Source organism: Rhodococcus sp. F64268 (assembly GCF_023015605.1).
Taxonomy (GTDB): Bacteria; Actinomycetota; Actinomycetes; order Mycobacteriales; family Mycobacteriaceae; genus Rhodococcus.
In genome coordinates this window covers 258,932-280,233 of sequence record NZ_JALKAI010000004.1, presented here as the reverse complement: position 1 = coordinate 280,233, position 21,302 = coordinate 258,932, and the positions used below count along the sequence as shown (strand labels likewise).

Genomic DNA, 21,302 nt, shown 5'->3' with positions numbered 1-21,302 from the left:
GAGAAACCCATGACGAACCCCGGCTGGGGCCCATCGGCCGAGGGGGGCGGCCCCGCGTCCCAGCCGCGGTGCGTCCGTCACCCCGACCGCACCACGCTGCTTGCCTGCACGCGGTGCGGCCGACCCTTCTGCCCGGAGTGCCTGCGTCCCGCGTCGGTGGGGCATCAGTGCGTCGAGTGTGTCGCCACCGCGCAACGCTCCGCACCGCAGGCCCGAACGGTCGCCGGTGCGCCGGTGCGCACCGATCGGCCGACTCCGCTGGTCACCTACATCCTCATCGCGCTCAACGTCGTGATCTTCGGGATCACCGCCGCGCAGTCCGGCAGCGTGATGAACAACGAGCAGGCCTCGCGCCTGTTCCTGGATTGGGCGCTGTGGCCGCCCATGATCGCCGCCGATGGCGACTACATCCGGGTGCTCGGCAGCGGCTTCCTGCACTACGGCCTGCTACACCTCGCGGTCAACATGTTCGCGTTGTGGATCATCGGCCGCGATACCGAGTTGGTTCTCGGTCGTGCCCGCTATCTCGCCGTGTATGTGGTGTCCATCGTCGGTGGTTCCGCTGCGGTGATGTTCCTTCAACCCGACGCTGTCACTGTGGGGGCGTCGGGTGCCGTGTTCGGTCTGCTCGGAGCCCAGGCCGTCATCCTGCTGCGGTTGCGTCGTAGCCCAGCACCGGTGCTTGCGGTGGTGGCACTCAACGTCTTCATCAGCATCACGATTCCCGGCATCTCCCTGTGGGGACATCTCGGCGGCCTGGTCGCGGGTGCTGCCGCGACGGCAGCTCTGCTCTACGCCCCGCAGTACACGGGCGCCGGAACCGACCGAATCAAGATCGTCCGCACGGGGTGGATCGCGCTCGCTGCGGTGGCGTTGGTCTCGCTCGTACTCGTGGTGCTCGCAGTGCTGCGTCTGCGCTCTCAGCTGGGAGTGTGATCGGGCGCCAGTCCGTGCACCGCAAGCGCGTCGTACACGTCGCGTGGGTCCGTGCCCAGATCCCAGCGGCCGAAGATCATCAGCCGCTCGTCGCCGGTTCCGGGTTCGAGCGTGTCGATTTCGAGCATCGGGACCCGCCGACCGAGTCGCGGGTATTCCACGATGCGTACCCGGTGCAGTGTCGCGCGCGGGAATTCACGACGACCGGACAGGCGCGTGGTCGCAATTCCCGATGCCTGCCCGTCGGTGTCGCCGAGGACCTCGAGGCGGGGCCGCTGGCGGGCAGCCGAGAACGCCATCGAAAGAACGAGTAGCGCAGCGAATCCGATGAGAATCCGGCCTACTGCGTCGGGAACGGCGAACACCGCCGCCACCGCGAGGACCACTCCGCCGGCTGCGAGGGCTGCGACAGCGACCGGGGGAGTGGACCATTCGAGTGGAGCTCGATCGGTCATGCCACTACGTCCGCACAGTTGTGCACAGGGTTCTCCACAGGTGGGGATGAATTACAGCGGTGTAATCCAGCGTCATCGGCGGTCGTCAACGCCACTTCATCGTCATGATCAGGCCCGCCACCATGAAGCCGAATCCGATGAGGAAGTTGTACGCACCGAGGCTGTTCATGAAGGAAATGTGCTCTGCGGCGAGGTAGTACACGATCAGCCACAGCAATCCGATGATCATCAGGCCGAGCATCACCGAGACGTAGATGGAGCTCGACGGCGCGGCCTTGACCTTCACCGGAGTACGGCTGACCGACCTCTCGACCGCGTCGTCCTTCTTCTTCCTGACCTTCGACTTGGGCATGGTGTCCTCGCTGGTACGACTCCGCCTCCTGCAGGCCGGCAGAGTAGGTTGGGCATCTACCTGTGCTGTACACGCTAACGCAGTAGCCGAAAGGGAGGTTCGACGTGTCGAACGGTCGGCTGCGCACTCTGGCCTGGGCGTCCGCGACACTGGTCGTGTGCCTCGTTGCGGGGCTGCTGCTCGGCACCACCCGCGGTGTTTCCGACGGTAGTGAATTGCGCGCGAGTGACTCGCCCCGCCTGTCCGACCTCGTTCGTGTCGCGCAGGCCGAATCGGATGATCTCGCTGCCACCCGTGACGCACTGGCCACGCAGGTCGCACAGCTTCAGAGCAGTGCAGCCACCGACGACGACGAAGTCGCTGCCGTGCTCGACCGGATCGCCGCACTCGAGGAACCTGCGGGACTGACCGAACGGCAGGGCGCCGGTGTCACCGTCACCTTGACCGATGCGCCGCGCGACGCCGACGGCCGGTATCCGGCAGGCGCCTCGCCCGACGATCTCGTGGTGCACCAGCAGGACGTGCAGAGTGTGCTCAACGCGATGTGGGCCGGTGGAGCGGAAGCCATCTCCATGCAGGATCAGCGGATCGTCGAGACCTCGGCCCCCCGCTGCATCGGCAACACCCTCCTACTGCACGGCCGCACCTACTCGCCCCCGTATGTCATCACGGCGCTGGGGGACCCCGCAGCGATTGCGGCGTCGCTCGATGCCGAACCCGGAGTGCGCTTGTACAAGCAGTACTCCACGCGCTACGGATTGGGCTTCACACAGCAGGTCGGTTCCGAACTCACTGTCCCCGCCTACACCGGCGGAGCCGCGGCACGATGACTCGGTGAGTACTCTGCTCACCATGCGCATTCTCGTCGTCGACAACTACGACAGCTTCGTGTTCAACCTCGTGCAGTACCTCGGTCAGCTCGGAACACGAGCAGAAGTGTGGCGCAACGACGACGAGAGGCTGACCGCGCCCGGCGCGCTCGAGAAGGTCGTCGACGAGTTCGACGGCATCCTGCTCAGCCCCGGCCCCGGCACCCCGGAACGCGCCGGAGTCAGCATCGACCTCGTCAAGGCATGCGCCGCCGCACGCACGCCGCTGCTGGGTGTGTGCCTCGGCCACCAGTCGATCGGTGTTGCATTCGGCGGAACCGTCGATCGTGCCCCGGAACTTCTGCACGGGAAGACCAGCCTCGTGCATCACGACGGTGCCGGTGTCCTGTCGGGCCTGCCCGACCCGTTCACCGCGACCCGTTATCACTCGCTGACGGTGCTCCCGGAAACGCTGCCCGACGAACTCGTCGTCACCGGGCAGACCGACAGCGGTGTGATCATGGCGTTGCGGCACGCGGAACTGCCCATTCACGGCGTGCAGTTCCATCCGGAGTCGGTGCTCACCCAGGGAGGTCATCGCATGCTGGCGAACTGGCTTGCCGTGTGTGGTCGGGCGCCGCAAGAATCGCTCGTCGCGCAGCTCGAGGGTGAAATGGCCAGGGCACTCGACGGTGGTGCCGCCTGAGGGCTCCCATACACACGACGCGGCGGCCTACTCCATCGGAGTAGGCCGCCGCGTCGTATGGAAGTTCGTGCTATCGGATTCCCAGGACCCCGACTCCGACGCTCACGGTGTCGGACTTGGAGATCTCCGAACCGGGCGGCTGCTGCTGGGTGATGATCGTGCCCACGAGACCGGCATCGAGTGTGGCCTCCCGGGTCTGCACGAGCTGAGCAGCCGAGCCGGTCCAGCCTGCCGCGCGAAGCGCCGACAGTGCCTGCGACACCGAACGGTTGGTGAGCACGGGCATCTCGATCCGGTCGCCGTCGGAAACCTGGATCGTGACGGTGCCACCCGAATCGGTCGTGGCGCCGCCCGCCGGGCTGGTCGACACCACGGTGCCTGCCTTCTCGCTCGACTCGACCTGCTCGACGACGACCTCGAATCCGGCGCCCTCGATGTTGCCTCGGGCAACTTCCTGGGCCTGTCCCACGACATTCGGGACACGGACCTGCTCGGGCCCGGAACCGAGTGTGATGGTCACCGTGGCGCCACGGTCGATGTTCGCGCCCGCCGACGGCTTCTGCTCGACTACGGTGTCGACCTCGTCCTCGTCGGACGGCGCCCGCAACACATTCGGGTCGAGCCGCAGCCCGACCGAATCGAGTTGTTGCGCGGCCTTCTCCTGAGAGAGGCCGTCGAGCCGCGGAATCTGCACCTGCTCGGGTCCACTCGACACCTCGATGGTGACAGTCGAGCCCTCATCGGCCTGGCTGCCCGGTACCGGGCGTGTGTTGACCACGTTGCCTTCGGCGACCACCGTGTCGGGTTTCTCCTGCAGAGCCACCCTGAAGCCGCTGTCCTGCAGTTGGCTTTCAGCCTCGCTCGCCGCGAGATTACGGACGTCGGGAACGGCAACCTGCGCCGCAGTGGAGCCAGGGCCCAGCGACCACAGGAACACACCGACGATGCCCACCACGATCACCGCCGCGACACCGAGGAGGACCTTGCGTAACGTCGAACCGCCACCGCCTTCGGAGTCGTCACCTGCAGCAGCCCCGCCTGCAGCGGCCGCTGCGGCAGCGGGACGATAGTGCCTGCCGGTGTTCTGCTCGACCGAATCGATCAAAGTGGTGCGGTCTTCGTCGGTCATCACCATCGGCGCGCTGGGACGCTGGCCGTTGAGAACCCGGATCAGGTCGCTGCGCATCTCTGCCGCGGACTGGTAACGGTTGGCGGGGTTCTTCGCCATCGCCTTGAGGATCACCGAATCCAGTTCGGGGGGAACCTGTCGATTCACCGACGACGGCAGCGGCGGATCTTCACGAACATGCTGGTAGGCGACCGCGACGGGTGAATCACCTTTGAAAGGGGGCTCGCCGGTCATGATCTCGAACAGCACGCAGCCCACCGAGTAGACGTCGGAGCGCGCATCGACCTGCTCGCCCCGAGCCTGTTCGGGGGACAGGTACTGAGCGGTGCCGATCACGGCGGCGGTCTGCGTCATGGGGCTCGACGCGTCGGAGATCGCGCGGGCGATGCCGAAATCCATGACCTTGACCGCGCCGGCCTTGTTGATCATGACGTTGGCGGGCTTGACGTCACGGTGCACGATCCCGTTGCGGTGGCTGAAGTCGAGCGCCGCGCACACGTCGGCGATCACCTCCATCGCCCGCTTGGGCGCCATCGGGCCCTCGCCGCGCACGATGTCGCGCAACGTGTCGCCCTCGACGAACTCCATGACGATGTACGGGATCGGGCCGGCTTCCGTCTCGGCTTCACCGGTGTCGTACACGGCGACGATCGCCGGGTGATTCAGTGCCGCCGCGTTCTGTGCCTCGCGCCGGAACCGCAGGTAGAACGTGGGGTCGCGGGCGAGGTCGGCGCGTAGAACCTTGATTGCCACGTCACGACCGAGTCGTAGATCCCGAGCCAGATGCACCTCGGACATGCCACCGAAGCCGAGGATCTCACCCAGCTCGTAGCGTGAGGAGAGCTTGCGCGGTGTGGTCATGACGTTCCTTGTGTGTCCGTCGGTGCGTTGTTCGTACCGTTGCTGGCTGCGGGCTCTTCGTCGCCTCCCGTACCTCCGTCGCCTTCTCCGCCACCCGAAGCGTCGCCCGGCGACTCTTCTCCTCCTTCGACGGGTTGCGTCGTGGTGGTGGTGGCGGTGGTTGTCGGTGTCGCGGTGGTCGTGGTCGGAGTTTGAGTGGTCGGAGTCGGAACCTCGACCGTGGTTGTCGGCTCTACTGTCGTCGGCACCTCGACCGTGGTCGTCGGCTCGAACGTCGGCGGCTGGGTCGGAACAGGGAGCGGAGCAGTCCACTCCGAGGTGGTCGTGGTCTGCGGTGCGCGTGTCGTCGTGGTGGGTTGCGGCCTCGTCGTGGTGATCTGCGTGGTCGGCGACTGCCCCGTGTCGGGCTCGTTCTCACCGTTGGTGAGCAGAACCACGCCCAGCGTGACCAGCGCAAGCACGATCGCCACGCCTGCGGCCCACGCGAGTGCGGTGGGGCTCGGCCCCTTCCGGTCGCCATCGCCGTCACCTCCGCCCGAAGCGGCGGCCGCAGCAGCATAGGGAGGTCGGCCGGTCGTCGGTGGCTGCGACGCCCCGGTGTACGGACCCTGCGTGTACGCGGTCGGTGCATACTGCTGCGTCTGCTGAGACGACTGCATGGGCACCGTCGTCGTCGCCCCCGGAACACCCGGAGGCAACACCCGATTGGCGCTCGTCACCGGCGGCACATTGCCCGGCGGCGGCGCGGGCCGGCCGGACCGCACGGCCGACACGGCGTCGGCGAACTCGCCGCCGCTCGAGTAGCGGTACTTCGGGTCCTTCGTCATCGCGATGTCGATGAGGTCGTGGACCTCGTGCGGGAGATCGGCGGGCAGCGGCGCGGGAGTTTCCTGCACGTGCTTCATCGCGACGGTGACGACACTCTCGCCCAGGAAGGGGCGCCGTCCCGACAGCACCTCGTAGCCGACGGCCCCGAGCGAATACACATCGCTCGCCGAGGTCGCTTCCTGCCCGAGAGCCTGCTCCGGCGCGATGTACTGCGCGGTGCCCATGACCATCCCGGTACGCGTGACGGGCGATGCGTCGACGGCCTTCGCGATACCGAAGTCGGTGATCTTCACCTGGCCGGTCGGGGTGATCATGATGTTCCCGGGCTTGACGTCGCGATGCACGACACCCGCATTGTGCGCGGCCTGAAGGGCCCGGCCGGTCTGTTCGAGCATGTCGAGGGCCTGCGACAACGACAGCCTGCCCACACGCGACAGGACCGCGTTGAGCGGCTCGCCGTGTACGAGCTCCATCACCAGATAGGCGACGGACTGCCCTTCCTCGTCGGTCGTCTCGCCGTAATCGAACACCCCGGCGATACCCGGGTGGTTGAGTTGCGCCGTGGTGCGCGCCTCGAACCTGAATCGGGTCAGGAAGTCCTGGTCGTGCGACAACTCTGCCTTGAGAACCTTCACCGCGACACGACGGTCGAGCCGTGTGTCCAGGCCTTCCCAGACCTGCCCCATACCGCCCGTGGCGATCAGTCGCGTGAGGCGATATCGGTCGGCGACCATGGCGCCGCTGTACAAAGCCATGTCAGCCTCCCTGTATTCCGGCCGAAATCACGGCCCGTCCGATAGGCGCAGCCACCGAGCCACCGGTAGCGGCGAGAGCGCGATCACCACCGTCCTCGACGATCACGGCCACCGCCACTGTGGGCTGCTGAGCGGGTGCGAACCCGATATACAGCGTGTGAGGTGGGGTGTTGCGCGGGTCGCTGCCGTGCTCGGCGGTGCCGGTCTTCGACGCGATCTGAACACCGGGAATCGCACCCTGTCCACCCGACCATTCTTCGGAGCCGATCATCAAATCGGTCAGTGTTGCCGCGACCGAGGGGTCGATGGCCTGCCCGAGGGATTCGGGCTTGGTTTCCGCGAGGAGTGCGAGATCGGGCCCCTCCAGACGTTCGACGAGATACGGCTTCATGCGCACACCGCCGTTGGCGACGGTCGCGGCGATGACCGCGTTCTGCAGGGGAGTCAGTGCGACGTCGCGCTGACCGATGGTGGACTGCCCGAGCGCAGCCCCGTCGGCGATCTGCCCGACCGTGCTCTCCGCGACAGGCAACGGAATGTCCATGGTCTCCCCGATGCCCAGAGCTTCCGCCTGGTCGACCAGAGCCTCACGACCGGTGTTGATGCCCATCTCTACGAACGCGGTGTTGCACGAGCGTGCGAACGCTTCGCGAAGCGACACCGTCGGAGCGCCGCCGCAGGCAGCGCCGCCGTAGTTCTCGAGGGTGGTCGTGCTGTCGGGAAGGGTGATGTTCGGGGCGGCCGTGAACTGATCGTCCGGGGTGACGCCCGACTCGAGGGCTGCCGCCGTCGTCACCACTTTGAACGTTGAACCCGGCGGGTAGGTCTGAGAGATTGCGCGGTTGAGCATCGGCTTGTCCGGGTCTGCGTTCAGTTCGTCCCACGCCGCCGACGTTGCGGCACCGTCGTGTCCGGACAACCGGTTCGGGTCGTAGCTCGGCGTGCTCACCATCGCGAGGATCTTGCCGGTCGCAGGCTCGATGGCCACGACCGACCCGGTGTATCCCTTGGAGGTGAGTTCGTCGTACGCGACCTGCTGCATGGCCGGATCGATTGTCGAGACCACATTGCCGCCGCGCGGGTTGCGTCCCGACACCAGATCGAACAGCCGGCGTCCGAACAGCAGGTTGTCGGAGCCGTTGAGCAGTTCGTCCTCACTGCGTTCGAGGCCCGTGCTGCCGTACTGCATCGAGTAGAACCCGGTGACCGGCGCGTAGGCGAGCGGACTCATGGGCTGTGCGGGTGTCGACGGATATTCACGCAGGTACTTGTAGCGACTGTCGGTGGGGATCGACACGGCCAGCGCCTGCCCGGCAGCCGAGATCTGACCGCGCTGACGGGAGTACTCGTCGATCAACACCCGTGAGTTGCGCGGGTCGGTGCGCAGATCGTCTGCCTTGATGACCTGCACGTAGGTGGCGTTTGCGAGCAGGGCGACAACCATGAACATCACGGCCATCGCGACCTTGCGGAGCGGAGTGTTCATTCGCGCCCCATCATTTCCGTCTGCGCTTCCGCGATGGGCGTCATCGGCTTCTTACGCGGCTGCACGGGTTCGCGTGCGGCGTGCGAGATCTTCATCAGCAGAGCGAGCAGCAAGTAGTTCGCGAGCAGCGACGACCCGCCGTACGAAACGAACGGCGTGGTCAGGCCCGTGAGGGGAATCAGTTTGGTGACACCGCCGACCACGACGAACAACTGGACGGCGAGGGTGAACGACAGACCGGCGGCGAGGAGTTTGCCGAAACTGTCGCGCACGGCGAGAGCGGTGCGCAAGCCGCGGATGACGAGGATGAGGAACAGCAGCAGGATCGCGGCGAGCCCGATCAGGCCGAGTTCCTCACCGATCGCGGCGATGATGAAGTCGGTCTTCGCGAACGGCACCTGGGCGGGCCGCCCGCTGCCGAGACCCGTGCCTGCGACACCGCCGGTGGCCAGACCGAACAGCGACTGCGAAATCTGATATCCGGTGTTGCTGTAGTCGGCGAGTGGGTCGGCCCACGTCTGGACGCGGACGCGGACGTGACCGAACATCTGGTACGCGAAGACGAAGCCGACCGCGAGCAGCGAAAATCCGATGATCAGCCAGCCCACGCGTTCCGTCGCGATGTAGAGCATCACCAGAACGGTGGTGAACAGCAACAGCGAGGTGCCCAGGTCTTTTTCGAAGACCATGACGCCGATGGAAATGATCCACGCGGCGAGGATCGGGCCGAGGTCTCGCGCACGGGGAAAATCCATGCCGAGGAAGTGTTTGCCTGCCGTGGTGAACAGATCACGTTTCGCCACGAGCACGGAGGCGAAGAAGATGATCAGCAGAATCTTGGCGAATTCACCCGGCTGGATACTGAAGCCGGGAAGCCTGATCCAGATCTTGGCGCCGTTGACCTCGGAGAACTGCGACGGCAGCAACGCGGGGATCGCGAGGGCGATCAGCCCGATCAACCCGAGGGTGTAGCTGAAGCGGGCAAGCAGCCGGTAGTCGTGGAGGAACACGAGGACAGCGATGAACAGGGCTATGCCGATCGCGGTCCACAGCACCTGCTGGTTCGCGTCGGGCGACGGCATCGGCAGACCCATGTAGCGCGCGTTTTCCTGGTCGGCCAGGTCGAGCCGGTGGATCAGCACGAGGCCGAGACCGTTGAGCAACGCGACGATCGGCAACAGCAGTGGATCGGCGTACTTGGCGTACCGCCTCACCGCCAGGTGCGCGACGAGGAACAACCCGGCGTACGCGAGTCCGTACTTTGCGAGATCGAGCGTGAGCGCCTGCTCGAGAGAGGCCTCGACGAGCATCATCGACACCGTCGTGATGCCGATCGCGACGAGCAGTAGTCCCAGTTCGGTGTTGCGCTTCGTGGATTGAGCAGGGGCCGGAGCGAAACCACCGGGGGGGCTGGGAAAAGCCCCCGCACCATGGGTCACCGACATCAGGCGCCCACCCTGCAGTTCTGGCCGGGGACCTGGGGTACGGGCGCCGGTTCCGGCGCCGCCGTCGTTTCGATTCCGCCGTTTTCGGGCGCTTGTTCACCGGGTGCGGGTGCTGCCTCATTCGGGACGGGCTCGGCAGGCGGGGCAGGTGTCTCACCGGGCACGGGTGCTCCCGGTGTGGGTTCGCCGGTCGCAGGTGGTGTGGGTTCCGGGGCCGGGGCAGGAGCCGGCTCCTCGACCTTGCACACCGGAAGCAGATCCTGCTGCGCGAGGCGGGCCATCTGCACGCTCGCCTCGTCGAGCGTCCCGGACGGAAGGCCGGCACGAACCTGCTCTCGCGCGGCGGGCTGAAGGTCGTCGACCATCATCACGCGACACTGCGCGTCGGCCGGATCCACAAGGGTCAGCTCGCCCTCGTCGGTCACGCACCCGATACGTGCCGGCTCCTGCAGCGAGTAACCGAAGATGTTGCCGGGGAGACCGCGCAGCACGGTGACGCGCGCGTCATCGGCGCTGACGTAGTAGTTGTTCTGGATCATCTGCCGACCGAAGTACCCACCTGTGGCGACCAGACCGAGCACCACGAGCGCGATGAGCGGGGCCCACCACCGGCTACGACGCTTCTTCGGCTCTTCGGGCGCTTTGTTGATGACGCGCTTGGGTGTGGCGCGGGGCGGCCGCATGGCGGCGGCGCGACCGGCGGCGGTGTTCGGCCGGGGAGCTTCGTCCTCGTCCTCACCCGATGCTGCTCCGGCGACGATGGGGTTGCTCTGCCCGTAGTCGAGATCGATGACGTCGGCGACCACCACGGTGATGTTGTCGGGGCCGCCGCTGCGCAATGCAAGTTCGATGAGCCGGTCGGCGCATTCGTCGTGGCCGCCCTCGCCCAGGGTGTTCGCGATCGTCTCGTCGCTCACCACATCGGACAGGCCGTCGGAGCAGATCAGGTAACGATCCCCGGCGCGCGCTTCGCGCACCGTCAGGGTCGGCTCCACTTCTGCACCGGTGAGCGCGCGCATGATCAGCGAACGCTGCGGATGCGTGTGCGCCTGTTCCGCGGTGATGCGGCCTTCGTCGACCAGTGACTGCACGAACGTGTCGTCGCGGGTGATCTGGGTGAGCTGGTTGTCGCGCAGCAGGTAAGCGCGGGAGTCGCCGATATGCGCCAGGCCCAGCTTGCTTCCTGCGAACAGGATGGCGGTGAGCGTGGTGCCCATGCCGTCGAGTTCGGGTTCTTCCTCGACCTGATCGGCGATCGCGGCATTGCCCTCTCGAACCGCGTCGTCGAGTTTGCCGAGGAGATCTCCTCCCGGCTCGTCGTCGTCGAGATGTGCGAGCGCGGCGATCATCAGTTGCGAGGCGACCTCGCCGGCGGCGTGACCACCCATTCCGTCGGCCAGGGCCAGCAGGCGCGCACCGGCATAGACGGAGTCTTCGTTGTTGGAGCGAACGAGACCGCGGTCACTGCGGGCGGCGTAGCGCAGTACAAGTGTCACGGGCGGAGCTCGATCACGGTCTTACCCACGCGCACAGGAGTGCCGAGGGGTACGCGGACAGCCGTGGTGACTTTTGCTCGGTCCAAGTACGTTCCGTTCGTCGAGCCGAGGTCTTCGACGTACCAATCGGACCCGCGCGGCGATAGTCGCGCATGCCGGGTGGACGCGTAGTCATCGGTGAGCACGAGTGTCGAATCGTCGGCGCGACCGATCATCACCGGTTGCGTGCTGAGCGTGATCCTGGTGCCCGCGAGGGCACCCTGCGTCACGACCAGGTACTTGGCGGTCTTGTTACGGCCGAGCGACGGCAATACCGACTGCTTGGGGGAGTAGCGCGGTAGTGGTCGCGCAGAACCGGCATAGATGTCCGAGCGCAATGCTCGTAGCACTGCCCAAACGAACAGCCACAGCAGGAGAAGGAAACCTGCCCGGCTCAGCTGCAGAATCAGCCCCTGCACGGCATGTCCTCCTTCGGCATGTGCGACCGGCGCGCGGTCGTCCGGTTCGGTGCGGTCACTCACAATACGGACATCGACCGACTCCATGCAGAATCAGATCCGCAGCTCGTGCTGCGGATGAGATCTGTGGATCCGGTGAGCCGGTTTTTCCGCTGGTCAGAGGATACGAACGAGGATTTCTGAGTGGCCTGCGCGGATCACATCGCCATCGGCGAGCTGCCAGTCCTGAACGGAAGCACTGTTGACGGTGGTGCCGTTGGTCGAACCGAGATCGGAAAGCATCGCGACCTGCCCGTCCCAGCGGATGTCGATGTGGCGGCGGGACACGCCCGTGTCGGGGAGGCGGAACTGGGCGTCCTGCCCGCGTCCGATGATGTTGCTGCCTTCGCGGAGCTGGTAGTAGCGGCCGCTGCCGTCCTCGAGCTGCAGGGTCGCGGTCAGGACACGTCCGGCCGCGGCGGGAGGCTGCTGGTAGCCGCCGCCCGCATATGCCTGCTGCTGGTAGCCCTGATCGGGCTGCTGGTAGCCGGGATCGGCGTAGCCCTGGTCGGCGTAGCCCTGCTGGCCGTACGCCTGCTGCTGGTAACCCGGGTCTGCGTAGCCCTGGTCGTACCCCGCGCCCGCTGCGTACCCCTGCTGCTGCTGGTATCCCTGGTCGGGCTGCTGGTAGCCGGGATCGGCGTAGCCCTGGTCGGCGTAGCCCTGCTGGCCGTAGTCCTGGCTGTAGGCCTGCTGTCCGTATGCCTGCTCGGCCTGCTGCCCGTACGCCTGGTCCTGTGAGTAGCCACCCTGGTCCTGCTGGTAGCCCTGGGCGCCGTAGCCCTGCTGGTAGTTCTGCTGGTCGTAGGCCGGCTGCTCGTAGCCTTGAGCGCCGTAGGCGGCCTGCTGGTCGTAACCACCCTGGTCGTCGTACCCGCCGCCCTGAGGGGCGTAACCACCGTTGTAGCCCTGTGCGTAGCGCTGATCCTGGCCGCCGTGCGCGTGACCGTTTCGTGCGTACTGTGCTTCCGCCTCGGCGGGGTCACGGCTTGGTTCGTAGCCGGGGTTCTGCGTCATGGAGCCAACTCCTGGTTCGGGGGTCACTGTTGGACGGTTCTGCGGGGTCCGCTGTGACGGGACGTGCGTCTGTGGACGCCCTGCCTCAGGGTCGACCGAGCCGCGTGTCCGGAACTGCCCGGTGTGCAGTGCCGAAGACGACTCGAATACAACCTGGATTTCACCGTATGTCTGCCATCCCTGTTCGCGAATGAAGTCCTCAAGGTGACGCGCGAACGCCTTCACAGTCAAGTCCCGATCCGCCGCCAAGGCCTCGTGATCGGAGTCGCTGATGGTGATGACGTACTTGTTCGGGGCCAGCGTGTGGCCACGATCAAGCTGCTGGACGCCGTCGGTGGCCTCTTGTTGGAGGGCAGCTTCGACTTCTTGGGGGACGACGCCACCACCGAAGACGCGGGCGAACGCGTCGCCGATTGCTGCCTGTAGCTTTCGCTCGAAGCGTTGGGCGATACCCATGACGACCCCCTTTCCGGTCCAGCGTGTCGTGGGTGCAGATCTCGCTAGTGCATGGTATCCATTTTTGCTCGGATTCGACCGGGCGGATTACTCCGCGTGTTCAACCTGACATGCCTGGGTGCGGGGACGGAGCCCGAAAAGTTACTCTGACCTCGCGAATCGGTGATTCGGTAGGCGCTGTGTTACTGTTTTCTGCGTTGCTCGGGCGAGTGGCGGAATGGCAGACGCGCTGGCTTCAGGTGCCAGTGTCCTTCGGGACGTGGGGGTTCAAGTCCCCCTTCGCCCACAGTGAGTAGTTCCACGAACTGCACAGAACGAGGTCACGAACTCGAAAGAGATCGTGACCTCGTTTTGTTTCTCCGGCCGTCGAAAGTGGATCGAACCCGGCCGTGCCCGTACCTGCTTGAACACATGTTCGAGTTGACGCGCGTCACACCACGTGGGACCATCCCTGCACCGACCTGAATACAGGTCGACCCCGGCTGGTGGTGGAACACCGAACCGGGGTCTGGGCACACGACAGGAGCGCTGTCATGCACCGTAGGGTGGAGTCTATCCACACGCCCCCAGGGGGCGCTTCTCATGGTTCGGTCTTCGATACCGACTTTCTTCTTCTCACCCCGCCGGGGTCTTCGCTGACGTCCTGACTTCTTGAGCCTCTCGACATACCCGTCGAGGGGCCCCGAGGTGTTTGTGCTGCGACGTGTGCGCGGGCCGGTCCGGTAGCCGCGGCATGTCGGGCATTCGTCGCTCGCCTCCCAGAGTCCGACGTCAGTGCTTCGACGCTGCGCGCAGGGGTGTCATTCCCGTGCGTGAAACCGACTGGGCGCCAGTACCTTCGTCTCCACAGCTGGCGGTGGAGCACCCGCTCGTGAGGGTCGACACGAACGACCGGGTCCAACGTAAGCCACACGTCTTCTACGGCGTGGGGCCAGAAGCGTTGGCCGAGATGGTCTATCGGGGTATGGCGACCGGGCAGCGTTGGGGAAGGGGCCGAAGGCAAGCTCAGCGACCCGCAGGGTCTCCGCTACCGCCCTCCACCTGACGGGAGATTCCGTCGAGCATTGTCGCGAGTGCCGTGGTGAACAGGACGTCGAGATCGAACTCCCCGGTGGCCTCGAGGAACACCTTCGCCGAATACGGGTACGGGCCCGATTCGATGAGCGCAGTGCCGCGGTCGTGATGGCGGCGCATCCAACGGTCCTGGTCCATACCGGTTTCCGCCTGTTCGTACGCCTCCGTCTCGAGGCTGGCGGCCGTGCCGTGCGCCAGATTGAACAACGCGATGTGAAGGACGAACACGGTGTCGGGGCTCAGCCCCAGTTCGGAGAGCACCCGCAGGTTCCATTCCGAATAGCGCAGCTGGTTCGGCCCCGCATAGGGCCGCGTCAGGGACGAAGTGCGTGCCAGCCACGGATGTCTCCGGTACACACCCCACAGTGCGGCCATCGACACTTCGAGTTGATGCCGCCAGGTGCCTTCCGGTACGTCGGGGAGGTCGATGTCCCCGAACGCTGCGTCCCGCATCAGCAGAAACAACTCCTCCTTGTTTGCGACGTGCCGGTACAGCGACATGGGCGCAAGGTCGAGGTCGGCGGCGATGCGTCGCATCGACACGGCCGCGATGCCTTCGGTATCGGCGATCCTCATGGCGCACCGCACGATCGGTGCTCGCCGTGTGAACTGTGGGACGGCAGGCTCGGTGACGTCCGTGGAGGTCACGGAAACCACGGTGCCGACGCCGGGCACCACTTCGACAAGGCCGCGACTGCGTAGTTCGGCCAATGCTTTGGTGGCAGTGGCCATGGCGACCCCCCACTCGGCGACGATCTTCCTGGTCGACGGAACGAGCTGCCCAGGGCGAAGGGAACCCGAGACGATGCGCTCGCGCAGCGCTTCGGCGATCTGTAGGTAGGGCGGGTTCATCGGGCTCCTCCAGCTGTACTAGTGCAGTGCGCACATCTGTCCTGAATGTTCAGGGCTGTACTAGTGCACTGACTCCGAGAATCACTGTTTTCGCTGTTCAGATCACTAGTAGTGCGCATGCGTACATCGTAGATTCACCAGTGGGCCCCAGAACAGTCGAACGGCCCGACAAGACGAGAAGGAGTCGAGATGTCGCACCGCCGTAGCGCCCTCATCAGCGGAGCCGGAATTGCCGGACCCGCCCTCGCCTACTGGCTCAACGAATACGGATGGCAGGTCACGGTGGTCGAAGCCGCGCCCGGCATCCGGCCCGGCGGACAGACCGTCGACCTCCGCGGCGCCGGAAGAACCGTCATCGAAAGGATGGGGCTCATGCCGGCAGCCCGCGCGGCATGCGTGGAACAGAAAGGGATCGCCTGGGTCGACGCCTCGGGCAGGCACCGCTCCGAGATGCCCGTCGACGCGTTCGGCGGCGACGGCATCGTGAGCGAAGTCGAAATCCTCCGCGGGGATCTTGCGTCGCTTCTGTACTCGGCCGCAGATGATCACGTCGAGTACCTCTTCGGTACTCGCATCACCGCGCTCGACGACAGCGGCGACGAGGTGACGGTCACGCTGTCCGACGGCACCGTTCGCACCGTCGATCTCGTATTCGGCGCCGACGGCCCGCATTCGGCGGTGCGCCGCTCAGTATTCGGTCCCGAGGAGGACGTCGTACATCCCGTCGGTGGCTACACTGCCTGGTTCACTGCGCCGAGCACTTCGATGGACACACACGGCTGGTACGAGATGTTCCAGGCACCAGGCGGACTGGTCGCATCGATCCGCCCCGATACCGATCCCACGCGCATGAAGGCATCACTGGCATTCGCATCCGAACCCCTGATGTACGACCGCAACGATATCGACGCTCAACGCAGCCTCATCGCCGAACGTTTCGCCGGTACCGGCTGGCACGCACCACAGTTGGCCGAGGCGGCGCGCACCGCCGAGGACTTCTACCTCGACGCGCTCGTCCAGGTGCGGATGGACAGCTGGACGAGCGGGCGCGTCGCGCTCGTCGGGGACGCTGGCTACTGCCCCTGCCCGCTCACGGGCATGGGAACGAGCCTGGCACTCGTGGGTGCGTACGTCCTGGCCGGTGAATTGGCAGCCGCCGACGGCGATCACCGCCGAGCCTTCGCGCGTTACGAGCAGGTCCTGCGCCCGTACGTGGAGCAGGGGCAACAGATGCCGGGTGGTGGCATGAAGATGTTTGCGCCGAAGAGCGCCTTCGTGATCCGCGTCGGTCAGATGCTCAACCGCGCCATCACCAGTCGCGTCCTCCAGCCGCTGGCGCGGAAGATGTTCTTCTCCCACGCGGAAAACATCGAACTTCCCGACTATTCGACCGCACCCGAACAGCAGATGTCCGAACAGCTGCGGTCCGCCCGGTAAGAGGATCGATGACAGGTCACCCGCCCGCACGCTCGGCGAAGCTCAGACCGACCAGCAGCACCACCACGATCGTCGTGGCACCGAGAAGCGGCCACACCCACATGCGCGCGCGCCGTCGCGCGGCAAGGACGATACCCGCGACAGTGCCGATGCAGGCCACGGCAATTCCTCCCCACGTGACTGCGAATGCGACGGTGAGATAACCCTCCTGGCAGCCTTCGGGGCCGCACGAATCCATTCCCATCGGAAACAGCATGGAGAAGAAGAACGCAACGGCCGCGAAAACGATGGTCACGATGACGAACAGAACGGTCACGGCGGTATCGATCGTGGCGGGAGCGGAGCTGCGCGGGTCTTCGTCGCCGCGGCTGTGGCTCATCGAAGTCATACGTCCATTGTCGGTGCTGCCGACGCGCTGTCCTGAGCGGTTCTACCCGAGTATCGAAGTGGCGTCTGCCGTGATCCCCGGGCACTATCGAATGCGACGAAGGGATGACCACAGTGGTGAACGACGCGGATCTCGCACACCTGCATCGATGCATCGAACTCGCTGAGGAATCATTGGTCGCAGGCGACGAACCATTCGGCTCCGTACTTGTCGGCGCCGATGGCCGAGTCCTCGCAGAAGATCGCAACCGAATCGCCGACGGTGACCGCACTCGGCATCCCGAATTCGCACTTGCCAGGTGGGCAGTGGAGAACATGACGCCCGACAGTCGCGCGGGCGCAACCGTCTACACCTCGGGAGAACACTGCCCGATGTGCGCAGCTGCGCACGGGTGGGTCGGTCTCGGCAGAATCGTCTACGTCGCATCGTCTCGGCAGCTCACCGAGTGGCTCGAGGAAATGGGCGTTCCACCGGCGCCGGTGCGGCCCCTGGCGATCCACGAGGTCGCGCCCGGCGTCATCGTCGAGGGTCCGGCACCGGAACTGGAGGACGCGATCCGTCGGTTGCATCGCCGATGCCACCTCGGTGAGTGAAAAGTGTGCGGAAATCAGGGCGCCACGGGATAGTGGCTGGTGATCGCCACCCGATTCCACGCGTTCATCACGATCGCGAGCCAGCTCACCGCTGACGCTTGTTCGGCGCTCAACGATCCGTCGTCCCACGCATCCGTCTCCGGAACGGGCAACCGGGTGACCTGCTCGGCGAGGGCGAGCGCGGCCCGCTCCTGAGCTGTGAAGTACTGAGACTCCCACCAGGCCGCGACCACGGCCAGCCGGTCGGTCGTCTCACCCTTGTCCAGTGCGTCGCGCGTGTGCATCCGTAAGCAGAATGCGCAACCGTTGATCTGCGATATTCGGATCTTGACCAGTTCGGCCAAGAGCGGATCCAGACCCGCGTTCTTCACCGCGGTCTCGGCCTGCTCATTGAGACCAACCAGTTGCTGGTACGCAGCCGGATGCAGCTTGCTGAGGTTCACGTCGCTCATCTGTCGCCTCGTGTTCGTGCTGTGCTGAGAATGCGCGGGACTGCGCTGACAAACTAGCCGAATCGCCGGTGTGCCGTGGTCCGAATCGTATTCGAGACGAATGAAAACGTTCCGGGGAGCACGGTGGAAGTGGAGGATGGCGGGTGCCCTCGTCTCCCGAACAGTGACCTCCGAAGGATTGGAAGGTGAGTATGTCGATCGTTGTCGTTGCGGGTAATCCCAAGCCCGGCTCTCGAACTCTCGACGCCGGAGTTCGGCTTGCGACCGCACTGACCGGCCGGGAACCCGACCATGTGATCGACGTGATCAGCCTCGGTGCAGGTCTTCTCGGGTGGGGTGACAAGGACGTTGCTGCCGCTGTGTCGACTGTTTCCGAGGCCGCTCTGGTCGTGTTCGCCAGTCCGACGTTCAAGGCAACCTACACCGGTGTGCTGAAACTGTTCCTCGATCAATTCGCCACCGGCGACGGATTGCGCGATGTCGTCGCGGTACCGCTCATGCTTGGCGCAGGCCCGGCGCACGCACTCGCGCCAGACCTGCTGCTCAAGCCGGTACTGGTGGAACTGGGTGCGACGACACCGGCGCCAGGGCTGTATCTCCTCGACTCGACCTATACGACGGACAACGCAATCGCCGATTACGCCGAACGTTGGGCGCGGGGGGTGACTGCGGCAGTCCGCACGGAGGCGTCTTGAACGCACTTCGACCACTTGGCCGTGTTTGTCCGTTCTTCCACACCTGGGGATAAGTGTGTTGAGCGATGTGCACGACGATCCGCACTGTTTCAGCGCAATGCGGTGTCCAGAGCGGCCATGAGTTGTGCAGCACGGCTTCTGCCGGTCGGTGCCGCCGGGTACCGGCACAGGACGTCGATCAACACCGGAGTTGCTCGCATGCGCGCTCTCTCGATCATCTTGTACCCGACGGCCGGGACGTCGCCGGCCTCGATCTCTGCGATACGTGCCGCATTGGCTGCCGCCCGAAGGATGTGCCCGACCTGGTGGGCTTTCGCGATGGGATGCAGATAGGCCGCGGCGGCGGCGTCGCCTGCGGCTTGTGCGGCCAGTCGCGCGACCTCGGTGGGAGCGTCCGCGGCTGCGCGATGCGCATCCATCGAGGTGATGCGTTGAAGTTTCGTTCGGCGTGCACCGCCGATGAACTCCCAGGCAGCGTCCAAGGCGGCACGAGGTCGAGGATCGTCGGGCCTGACGGCCTCGAACCGGGAGAGCACCTCATGCGCGGACTCGGCGACGTAACGAGCAACCACCCGCAATTCGTCGTGTGTCAGTTCGAAGTCGCCGGTCACCGACGTCATGGCTCGGTCCTCCCTCGTCGAACTCGCCCGATCGGCACCGCGCCGCCGTCAACCGACCCACAATGGGTGACAGCATGTCCGTCGTCGACGAAGGGATGTCCCAGTGGATCGATACGAACTCCCGCAAACGGTTCGCCGATCGTCGAAGGAGGTGCAGGAACTGTACGGTACTGCCTACGAAGCAGCGGTCAAGCGGGTCGGGGAGGGCGAGGACGCCGAGCGTGCAGCCTACGGGGCGGTCAAGGAGAAGTACGACCTCGAGAACGACCATTGGGTGCCGAAGCAGGATTGATATTCGGCAGCTGTAGACGCCGGATACGGTGAGGTGTATGAGCGCTGTTCCGAGCCACTGGATTCCGCACCGTCGCGAGGACGGTGAAGTCATCGGTTGGATCGACCTGGAGTCACAGGAACCGGAGATGATTCCCATCGACCGCCTGGGCCGGCCCCTCGAGCCGGTCTCCGACTGGACGACGGCCGAGGAAGTACTCGAAGACCGTGGCCTTCGATTCCTCATGAATCGGTTCCATTACGACGGACATACAGTGCGGATCAGGCACCTCTACGACGACCGGGTGATCGTCACGACCGCGGTATCCGATGCTGTCGGTGATGTCGGGCAGGAGTTCACGCTGCCATTCCCGGTGGGCACGGACCTCAGTGAGATCCGAACGCGCTGATCGGGCGGTCACTATGCCGGTGGCAGACCCAGCGCATCGGCGAGCAGCGGCCACGACTGATGGAACGCGTCCTGCCAGTACCCCCACGAATGAGTACCTCGAGGCTGCAGGTCGAATGTCGCGGGAATGTCGAGTTCGTTCAAGCGGTTCTGCAGGTTCGTCGTGCACCAGTGCACCGCCGCCTCGATCACACCACCGACCACGACCTGGTTCGCCAGCGCAAGCGCCTGATCCTCGACACTCGCATCCGGTTCTACGACCGTGAACTCATTGCCGAGAGTTTCGTGCGGTCCGGGCAGGCCGGTGGCGTCGGAGATGAACAGCTTGGTTCCGCGCAGGCCCTCGGCGTTGACCACCGGATCGTTCTCCACCCACGCCGGATCGTCGTCCTCGCCCCACATGTTGCGCACATCGCCGCCGCCCCATGTCTCGACGACGAGTTTGACGAACTCCCTGCCGATGGGGTCCGACGTTTGTGCGCACCCGCTGTAACCCGCTGCTGCGGAGTAGAAGCCCGGTTTGGCGATCGCGTATTGCAGCACGGCGGTGGCAGTCATCGAGTTCGCCGCGATGGCCTGTATGCCGTTGGTACCCAGCGCGGCATCGATCAGCGGCGGAAGCTCCTCGAGGAAGAACGTCTGCCACTTGTTGAGACCGAGGTTGGGATCTTCCCGTTTCCAGTCGGTGTAGTACGAGAATGCGCCGCCGATGGGCATGACCACGTTGACATCTTGTGTTTCCAGAAAATCGCCGACGTCGGTGTTGGCCCACCACGTTGCGGCATCGGTACCACCTCCGGCACCGTTGACCAGGTACAGCACGGGCCGGGCCTGGGAGGCGTCCCGTGGTCGCTGGACCCGGACGGGGATGTTCTTGTCCATCGCTGCGGAATAGACCTGCAGTGTCAGATGCTGTCCGTCGATCTCGCTCGAGACGATCCGGGAGCCGTCCGGCGACACCGGGTCTGCGAGCAGTGATTGTGTCGCAACGATGGGGTCGTTCGGCGGTTGCTCCTGTGCGAATGCGATGCCGCTACCGGCAGCGGCCGCCACCATCGTCGCGATTGCTCCGGAGACGACGATGCTCTTGACTCTCCCTTTCGATATCGACCGCATCTCGGTCCTTCCTCTAATGGTTCAGCCGGCGAGAGTTCCGTGCAGCGCGAGTGTGATGAGACCGAGTATCGACATGGTAGCCATGATGCCCCTCCACCCGCACTTCATTCGACATCGTGAAGTGTTGCCCGGCCGTGTCATTGGTTGTAACGCAGTTCTCTCGACCGC

At 65.3% G+C, this 21,302-nt stretch carries 22 protein-coding genes and 1 tRNA gene; 9 read left to right on the top strand and 14 right to left on the bottom strand.

What is annotated here, in order from left to right; translation table 11 throughout:
* The first annotated feature begins 9 nt into the window (after positions 1-9).
* On the top strand, positions 10-936 hold the full coding sequence (locus tag MWU77_RS11660; protein WP_169689103.1) for a rhomboid family intramembrane serine protease: 927 nt from the start codon (positions 10-12) through the stop codon (positions 934-936).
* Here MWU77_RS11660 and MWU77_RS11655 read toward each other — a convergent pair.
* Both MWU77_RS11655 and crgA read right to left on the bottom strand, forming a co-directional pair.
* A complete protein-coding gene (locus MWU77_RS11655) occupies positions 921-1,391 on the bottom strand; it encodes a PH domain-containing protein (protein ID WP_169689104.1) in 471 nt (156 codons plus the stop codon). The genes MWU77_RS11660 and MWU77_RS11655 overlap by 16 nt on opposite strands.
* A gap of 85 nt (positions 1,392-1,476) precedes the next feature.
* Positions 1,477-1,743, bottom strand: a complete 267-nt coding sequence (gene crgA, locus MWU77_RS11650; protein WP_169689105.1) for a cell division protein CrgA — start codon at positions 1,741-1,743, stop codon at positions 1,477-1,479.
* A 104-nt stretch (positions 1,744-1,847) separates the two neighbouring features.
* Between crgA and MWU77_RS11645 the strand changes: the two genes are divergently transcribed.
* Both MWU77_RS11645 and MWU77_RS11640 read left to right on the top strand, forming a co-directional pair.
* Positions 1,848-2,573: a DUF881 domain-containing protein gene (locus MWU77_RS11645; protein WP_169689106.1), complete on the top strand. Its 726-nt coding sequence runs from the start codon at positions 1,848-1,850 to the stop codon at positions 2,571-2,573.
* A 22-nt stretch (positions 2,574-2,595) separates the two neighbouring features.
* Positions 2,596-3,258, top strand: a complete 663-nt coding sequence (locus tag MWU77_RS11640) for an aminodeoxychorismate/anthranilate synthase component II (RefSeq protein ID WP_247274109.1) — start codon at positions 2,596-2,598, stop codon at positions 3,256-3,258.
* A 70-nt stretch (positions 3,259-3,328) separates the two neighbouring features.
* On the opposite strand, the gene pknB is transcribed toward MWU77_RS11640, so the two are convergent.
* The 7 genes from pknB to MWU77_RS11605 all read right to left on the bottom strand — a co-directional run bounded on the left by pknB (position 3,329) and on the right by MWU77_RS11605 (position 13,228).
* Complete coding sequence (gene pknB, locus MWU77_RS11635) at positions 3,329-5,248, bottom strand: Stk1 family PASTA domain-containing Ser/Thr kinase (RefSeq protein ID WP_247273754.1); 1,920 nt, start codon at positions 5,246-5,248, stop codon at positions 3,329-3,331.
* A complete protein-coding gene (locus MWU77_RS11630; RefSeq protein WP_247273753.1) occupies positions 5,245-6,831 on the bottom strand; it encodes a serine/threonine-protein kinase in 1,587 nt (528 codons plus the stop codon). Before MWU77_RS11630 ends, pknB begins: the two co-directional genes overlap by 4 nt.
* 1 nt (position 6,832) lies before the next feature.
* The gene (locus MWU77_RS11625) at positions 6,833-8,317 is read right to left on the bottom strand and encodes a penicillin-binding protein 2 (protein WP_169689109.1); all 1,485 of its coding nucleotides are present in this window, start codon (positions 8,315-8,317) and stop codon (positions 6,833-6,835) included.
* Positions 8,314-9,762 carry an FtsW/RodA/SpoVE family cell cycle protein gene (locus tag MWU77_RS11620; RefSeq protein ID WP_169689110.1) on the bottom strand — a complete coding sequence of 483 codons (1,449 nt, stop codon included), beginning with the start codon at positions 9,760-9,762 and terminating at the stop codon, positions 8,314-8,316. Before MWU77_RS11620 ends, MWU77_RS11625 begins: the two co-directional genes overlap by 4 nt.
* Entirely contained in the window at positions 9,762-11,258 is a 1,497-nt protein-coding gene (locus MWU77_RS11615) for a PP2C family serine/threonine-protein phosphatase (RefSeq protein WP_169689111.1), read from the bottom strand. The genes MWU77_RS11620 and MWU77_RS11615 overlap by 1 nt, the downstream gene beginning before the upstream one ends.
* On the bottom strand, positions 11,255-11,716 hold the full coding sequence (locus MWU77_RS11610; RefSeq protein WP_054713680.1) for an FHA domain-containing protein: 462 nt from the start codon (positions 11,714-11,716) through the stop codon (positions 11,255-11,257). Before MWU77_RS11610 ends, MWU77_RS11615 begins: the two co-directional genes overlap by 4 nt.
* 156 nt (positions 11,717-11,872) lie before the next feature.
* Positions 11,873-13,228: a DUF3662 and FHA domain-containing protein gene (locus MWU77_RS11605; protein ID WP_247273752.1), complete on the bottom strand. Its 1,356-nt coding sequence runs from the start codon at positions 13,226-13,228 to the stop codon at positions 11,873-11,875.
* Between the two features lie 203 nt (positions 13,229-13,431).
* On the opposite strand from MWU77_RS11605, the gene MWU77_RS11600 reads away from it, so the two are divergent.
* Positions 13,432-13,514 (top strand) — tRNA-Leu (locus tag MWU77_RS11600).
* Positions 13,515-14,233: 719 nt separating this feature from the next.
* On the opposite strand, the gene MWU77_RS11595 is transcribed toward MWU77_RS11600, so the two are convergent.
* Positions 14,234-15,154: a TetR/AcrR family transcriptional regulator C-terminal domain-containing protein gene (locus MWU77_RS11595; protein WP_247273751.1), complete on the bottom strand. Its 921-nt coding sequence runs from the start codon at positions 15,152-15,154 to the stop codon at positions 14,234-14,236.
* A gap of 189 nt (positions 15,155-15,343) precedes the next feature.
* Between MWU77_RS11595 and MWU77_RS11590 the strand changes: the two genes are divergently transcribed.
* Positions 15,344-16,591 carry an FAD-dependent monooxygenase gene (locus MWU77_RS11590; protein WP_247273750.1) on the top strand — a complete coding sequence of 416 codons (1,248 nt, stop codon included), beginning with the start codon at positions 15,344-15,346 and terminating at the stop codon, positions 16,589-16,591.
* 16 nt (positions 16,592-16,607) lie between these two features.
* Here MWU77_RS11590 and MWU77_RS11585 read toward each other — a convergent pair whose 3' ends face one another.
* Entirely contained in the window at positions 16,608-16,979 is a 372-nt protein-coding gene (locus MWU77_RS11585) for a hypothetical protein (RefSeq protein ID WP_247273749.1), read from the bottom strand.
* A 104-nt stretch (positions 16,980-17,083) separates the two neighbouring features.
* On the opposite strand from MWU77_RS11585, the gene MWU77_RS11580 reads away from it, so the two are divergent.
* On the top strand, positions 17,084-17,572 hold the full coding sequence (locus tag MWU77_RS11580) for a nucleoside deaminase (RefSeq protein WP_169689121.1): 489 nt from the start codon (positions 17,084-17,086) through the stop codon (positions 17,570-17,572).
* A gap of 14 nt (positions 17,573-17,586) precedes the next feature.
* Here MWU77_RS11580 and MWU77_RS11575 read toward each other — a convergent pair whose 3' ends face one another.
* Entirely contained in the window at positions 17,587-18,024 is a 438-nt protein-coding gene (locus tag MWU77_RS11575) for a carboxymuconolactone decarboxylase family protein (protein WP_169689122.1), read from the bottom strand.
* A 191-nt stretch (positions 18,025-18,215) separates the two neighbouring features.
* Here MWU77_RS11575 and MWU77_RS11570 point away from each other — a divergent pair, with 191 nt between their 5' ends.
* Positions 18,216-18,719 (top strand): NADPH-dependent FMN reductase, encoded by a 504-nt coding sequence (locus tag MWU77_RS11570; protein ID WP_247274107.1) that lies wholly within the window; start codon positions 18,216-18,218, stop codon positions 18,717-18,719.
* An 89-nt stretch (positions 18,720-18,808) separates the two neighbouring features.
* Here the strand turns inward: MWU77_RS11570 and MWU77_RS11565 are convergent, their stop codons facing one another.
* A complete protein-coding gene (locus tag MWU77_RS11565) occupies positions 18,809-19,339 on the bottom strand; it encodes a putative immunity protein (RefSeq protein ID WP_247273748.1) in 531 nt (176 codons plus the stop codon).
* Between the two features lie 103 nt (positions 19,340-19,442).
* Between MWU77_RS11565 and MWU77_RS11560 the strand changes: the two genes are divergently transcribed.
* The gene (locus MWU77_RS11560; RefSeq protein WP_169689124.1) at positions 19,443-19,631 is read left to right on the top strand and encodes a ChaB family protein; all 189 of its coding nucleotides are present in this window, start codon (positions 19,443-19,445) and stop codon (positions 19,629-19,631) included.
* A 37-nt stretch (positions 19,632-19,668) separates the two neighbouring features.
* A complete protein-coding gene (locus MWU77_RS11555) occupies positions 19,669-20,019 on the top strand; it encodes a hypothetical protein (protein WP_169689125.1) in 351 nt (116 codons plus the stop codon).
* A gap of 11 nt (positions 20,020-20,030) precedes the next feature.
* Here the strand turns inward: MWU77_RS11555 and MWU77_RS11550 are convergent, their stop codons facing one another.
* Positions 20,031-21,134 (bottom strand): alpha/beta hydrolase family protein, encoded by a 1,104-nt coding sequence (locus MWU77_RS11550; protein ID WP_247273746.1) that lies wholly within the window; start codon positions 21,132-21,134, stop codon positions 20,031-20,033.
* Between the last annotated feature and the right edge of the window lie 168 nt (positions 21,135-21,302).

Excerpts from the sequence above, each read along its gene's own strand:
- MWU77_RS11575 (WP_169689122.1), bottom strand. The coding sequence starts at position 18,024 with ATGAGCGACGTGAACCTCAGCAAGCTGCATCCGGCTGCGTACCAGCAA.
- MWU77_RS11655 (WP_169689104.1), bottom strand. The coding sequence starts at position 1,391 with ATGACCGATCGAGCTCCACTCGAATGGTCCACTCCCCCGGTCGCTGTC.
- crgA (WP_169689105.1), bottom strand. The coding sequence starts at position 1,743 with ATGCCCAAGTCGAAGGTCAGGAAGAAGAAGGACGACGCGGTCGAGAGG.
- MWU77_RS11590 (WP_247273750.1), top strand. The coding sequence starts at position 15,344 with ATGTCGCACCGCCGTAGCGCCCTCATCAGCGGAGCCGGAATTGCCGGA.
- MWU77_RS11630 (WP_247273753.1), bottom strand. The coding sequence starts at position 6,831 with ATGGCTTTGTACAGCGGCGCCATGGTCGCCGACCGATATCGCCTCACG.
- MWU77_RS11565 (WP_247273748.1), bottom strand. The coding sequence starts at position 19,339 with ATGACGTCGGTGACCGGCGACTTCGAACTGACACACGACGAATTGCGG.
- MWU77_RS11550 (WP_247273746.1), bottom strand. The coding sequence starts at position 21,134 with ATGCGGTCGATATCGAAAGGGAGAGTCAAGAGCATCGTCGTCTCCGGA.
- MWU77_RS11580 (WP_169689121.1), top strand. The coding sequence starts at position 17,084 with ATGACCACAGTGGTGAACGACGCGGATCTCGCACACCTGCATCGATGC.
- MWU77_RS11625 (WP_169689109.1), bottom strand. The coding sequence starts at position 8,317 with ATGAACACTCCGCTCCGCAAGGTCGCGATGGCCGTGATGTTCATGGTT.
- MWU77_RS11570 (WP_247274107.1), top strand. The coding sequence starts at position 18,216 with ATGTCGATCGTTGTCGTTGCGGGTAATCCCAAGCCCGGCTCTCGAACT.
- MWU77_RS11605 (WP_247273752.1), bottom strand. The coding sequence starts at position 13,228 with ATGGGTATCGCCCAACGCTTCGAGCGAAAGCTACAGGCAGCAATCGGC.
- MWU77_RS11595 (WP_247273751.1), bottom strand. The coding sequence starts at position 15,154 with ATGAACCCGCCCTACCTACAGATCGCCGAAGCGCTGCGCGAGCGCATC.
- MWU77_RS11620 (WP_169689110.1), bottom strand. The coding sequence starts at position 9,762 with ATGTCGGTGACCCATGGTGCGGGGGCTTTTCCCAGCCCCCCCGGTGGT.
- MWU77_RS11555 (WP_169689125.1), top strand. The coding sequence starts at position 19,669 with ATGAGCGCTGTTCCGAGCCACTGGATTCCGCACCGTCGCGAGGACGGT.
- pknB (WP_247273754.1), bottom strand. The coding sequence starts at position 5,248 with ATGACCACACCGCGCAAGCTCTCCTCACGCTACGAGCTGGGTGAGATC.
- MWU77_RS11640 (WP_247274109.1), top strand. The coding sequence starts at position 2,596 with ATGCGCATTCTCGTCGTCGACAACTACGACAGCTTCGTGTTCAACCTC.
- MWU77_RS11660 (WP_169689103.1), top strand. The coding sequence starts at position 10 with ATGACGAACCCCGGCTGGGGCCCATCGGCCGAGGGGGGCGGCCCCGCG.
- MWU77_RS11585 (WP_247273749.1), bottom strand. The coding sequence starts at position 16,979 with ATGACTTCGATGAGCCACAGCCGCGGCGACGAAGACCCGCGCAGCTCC.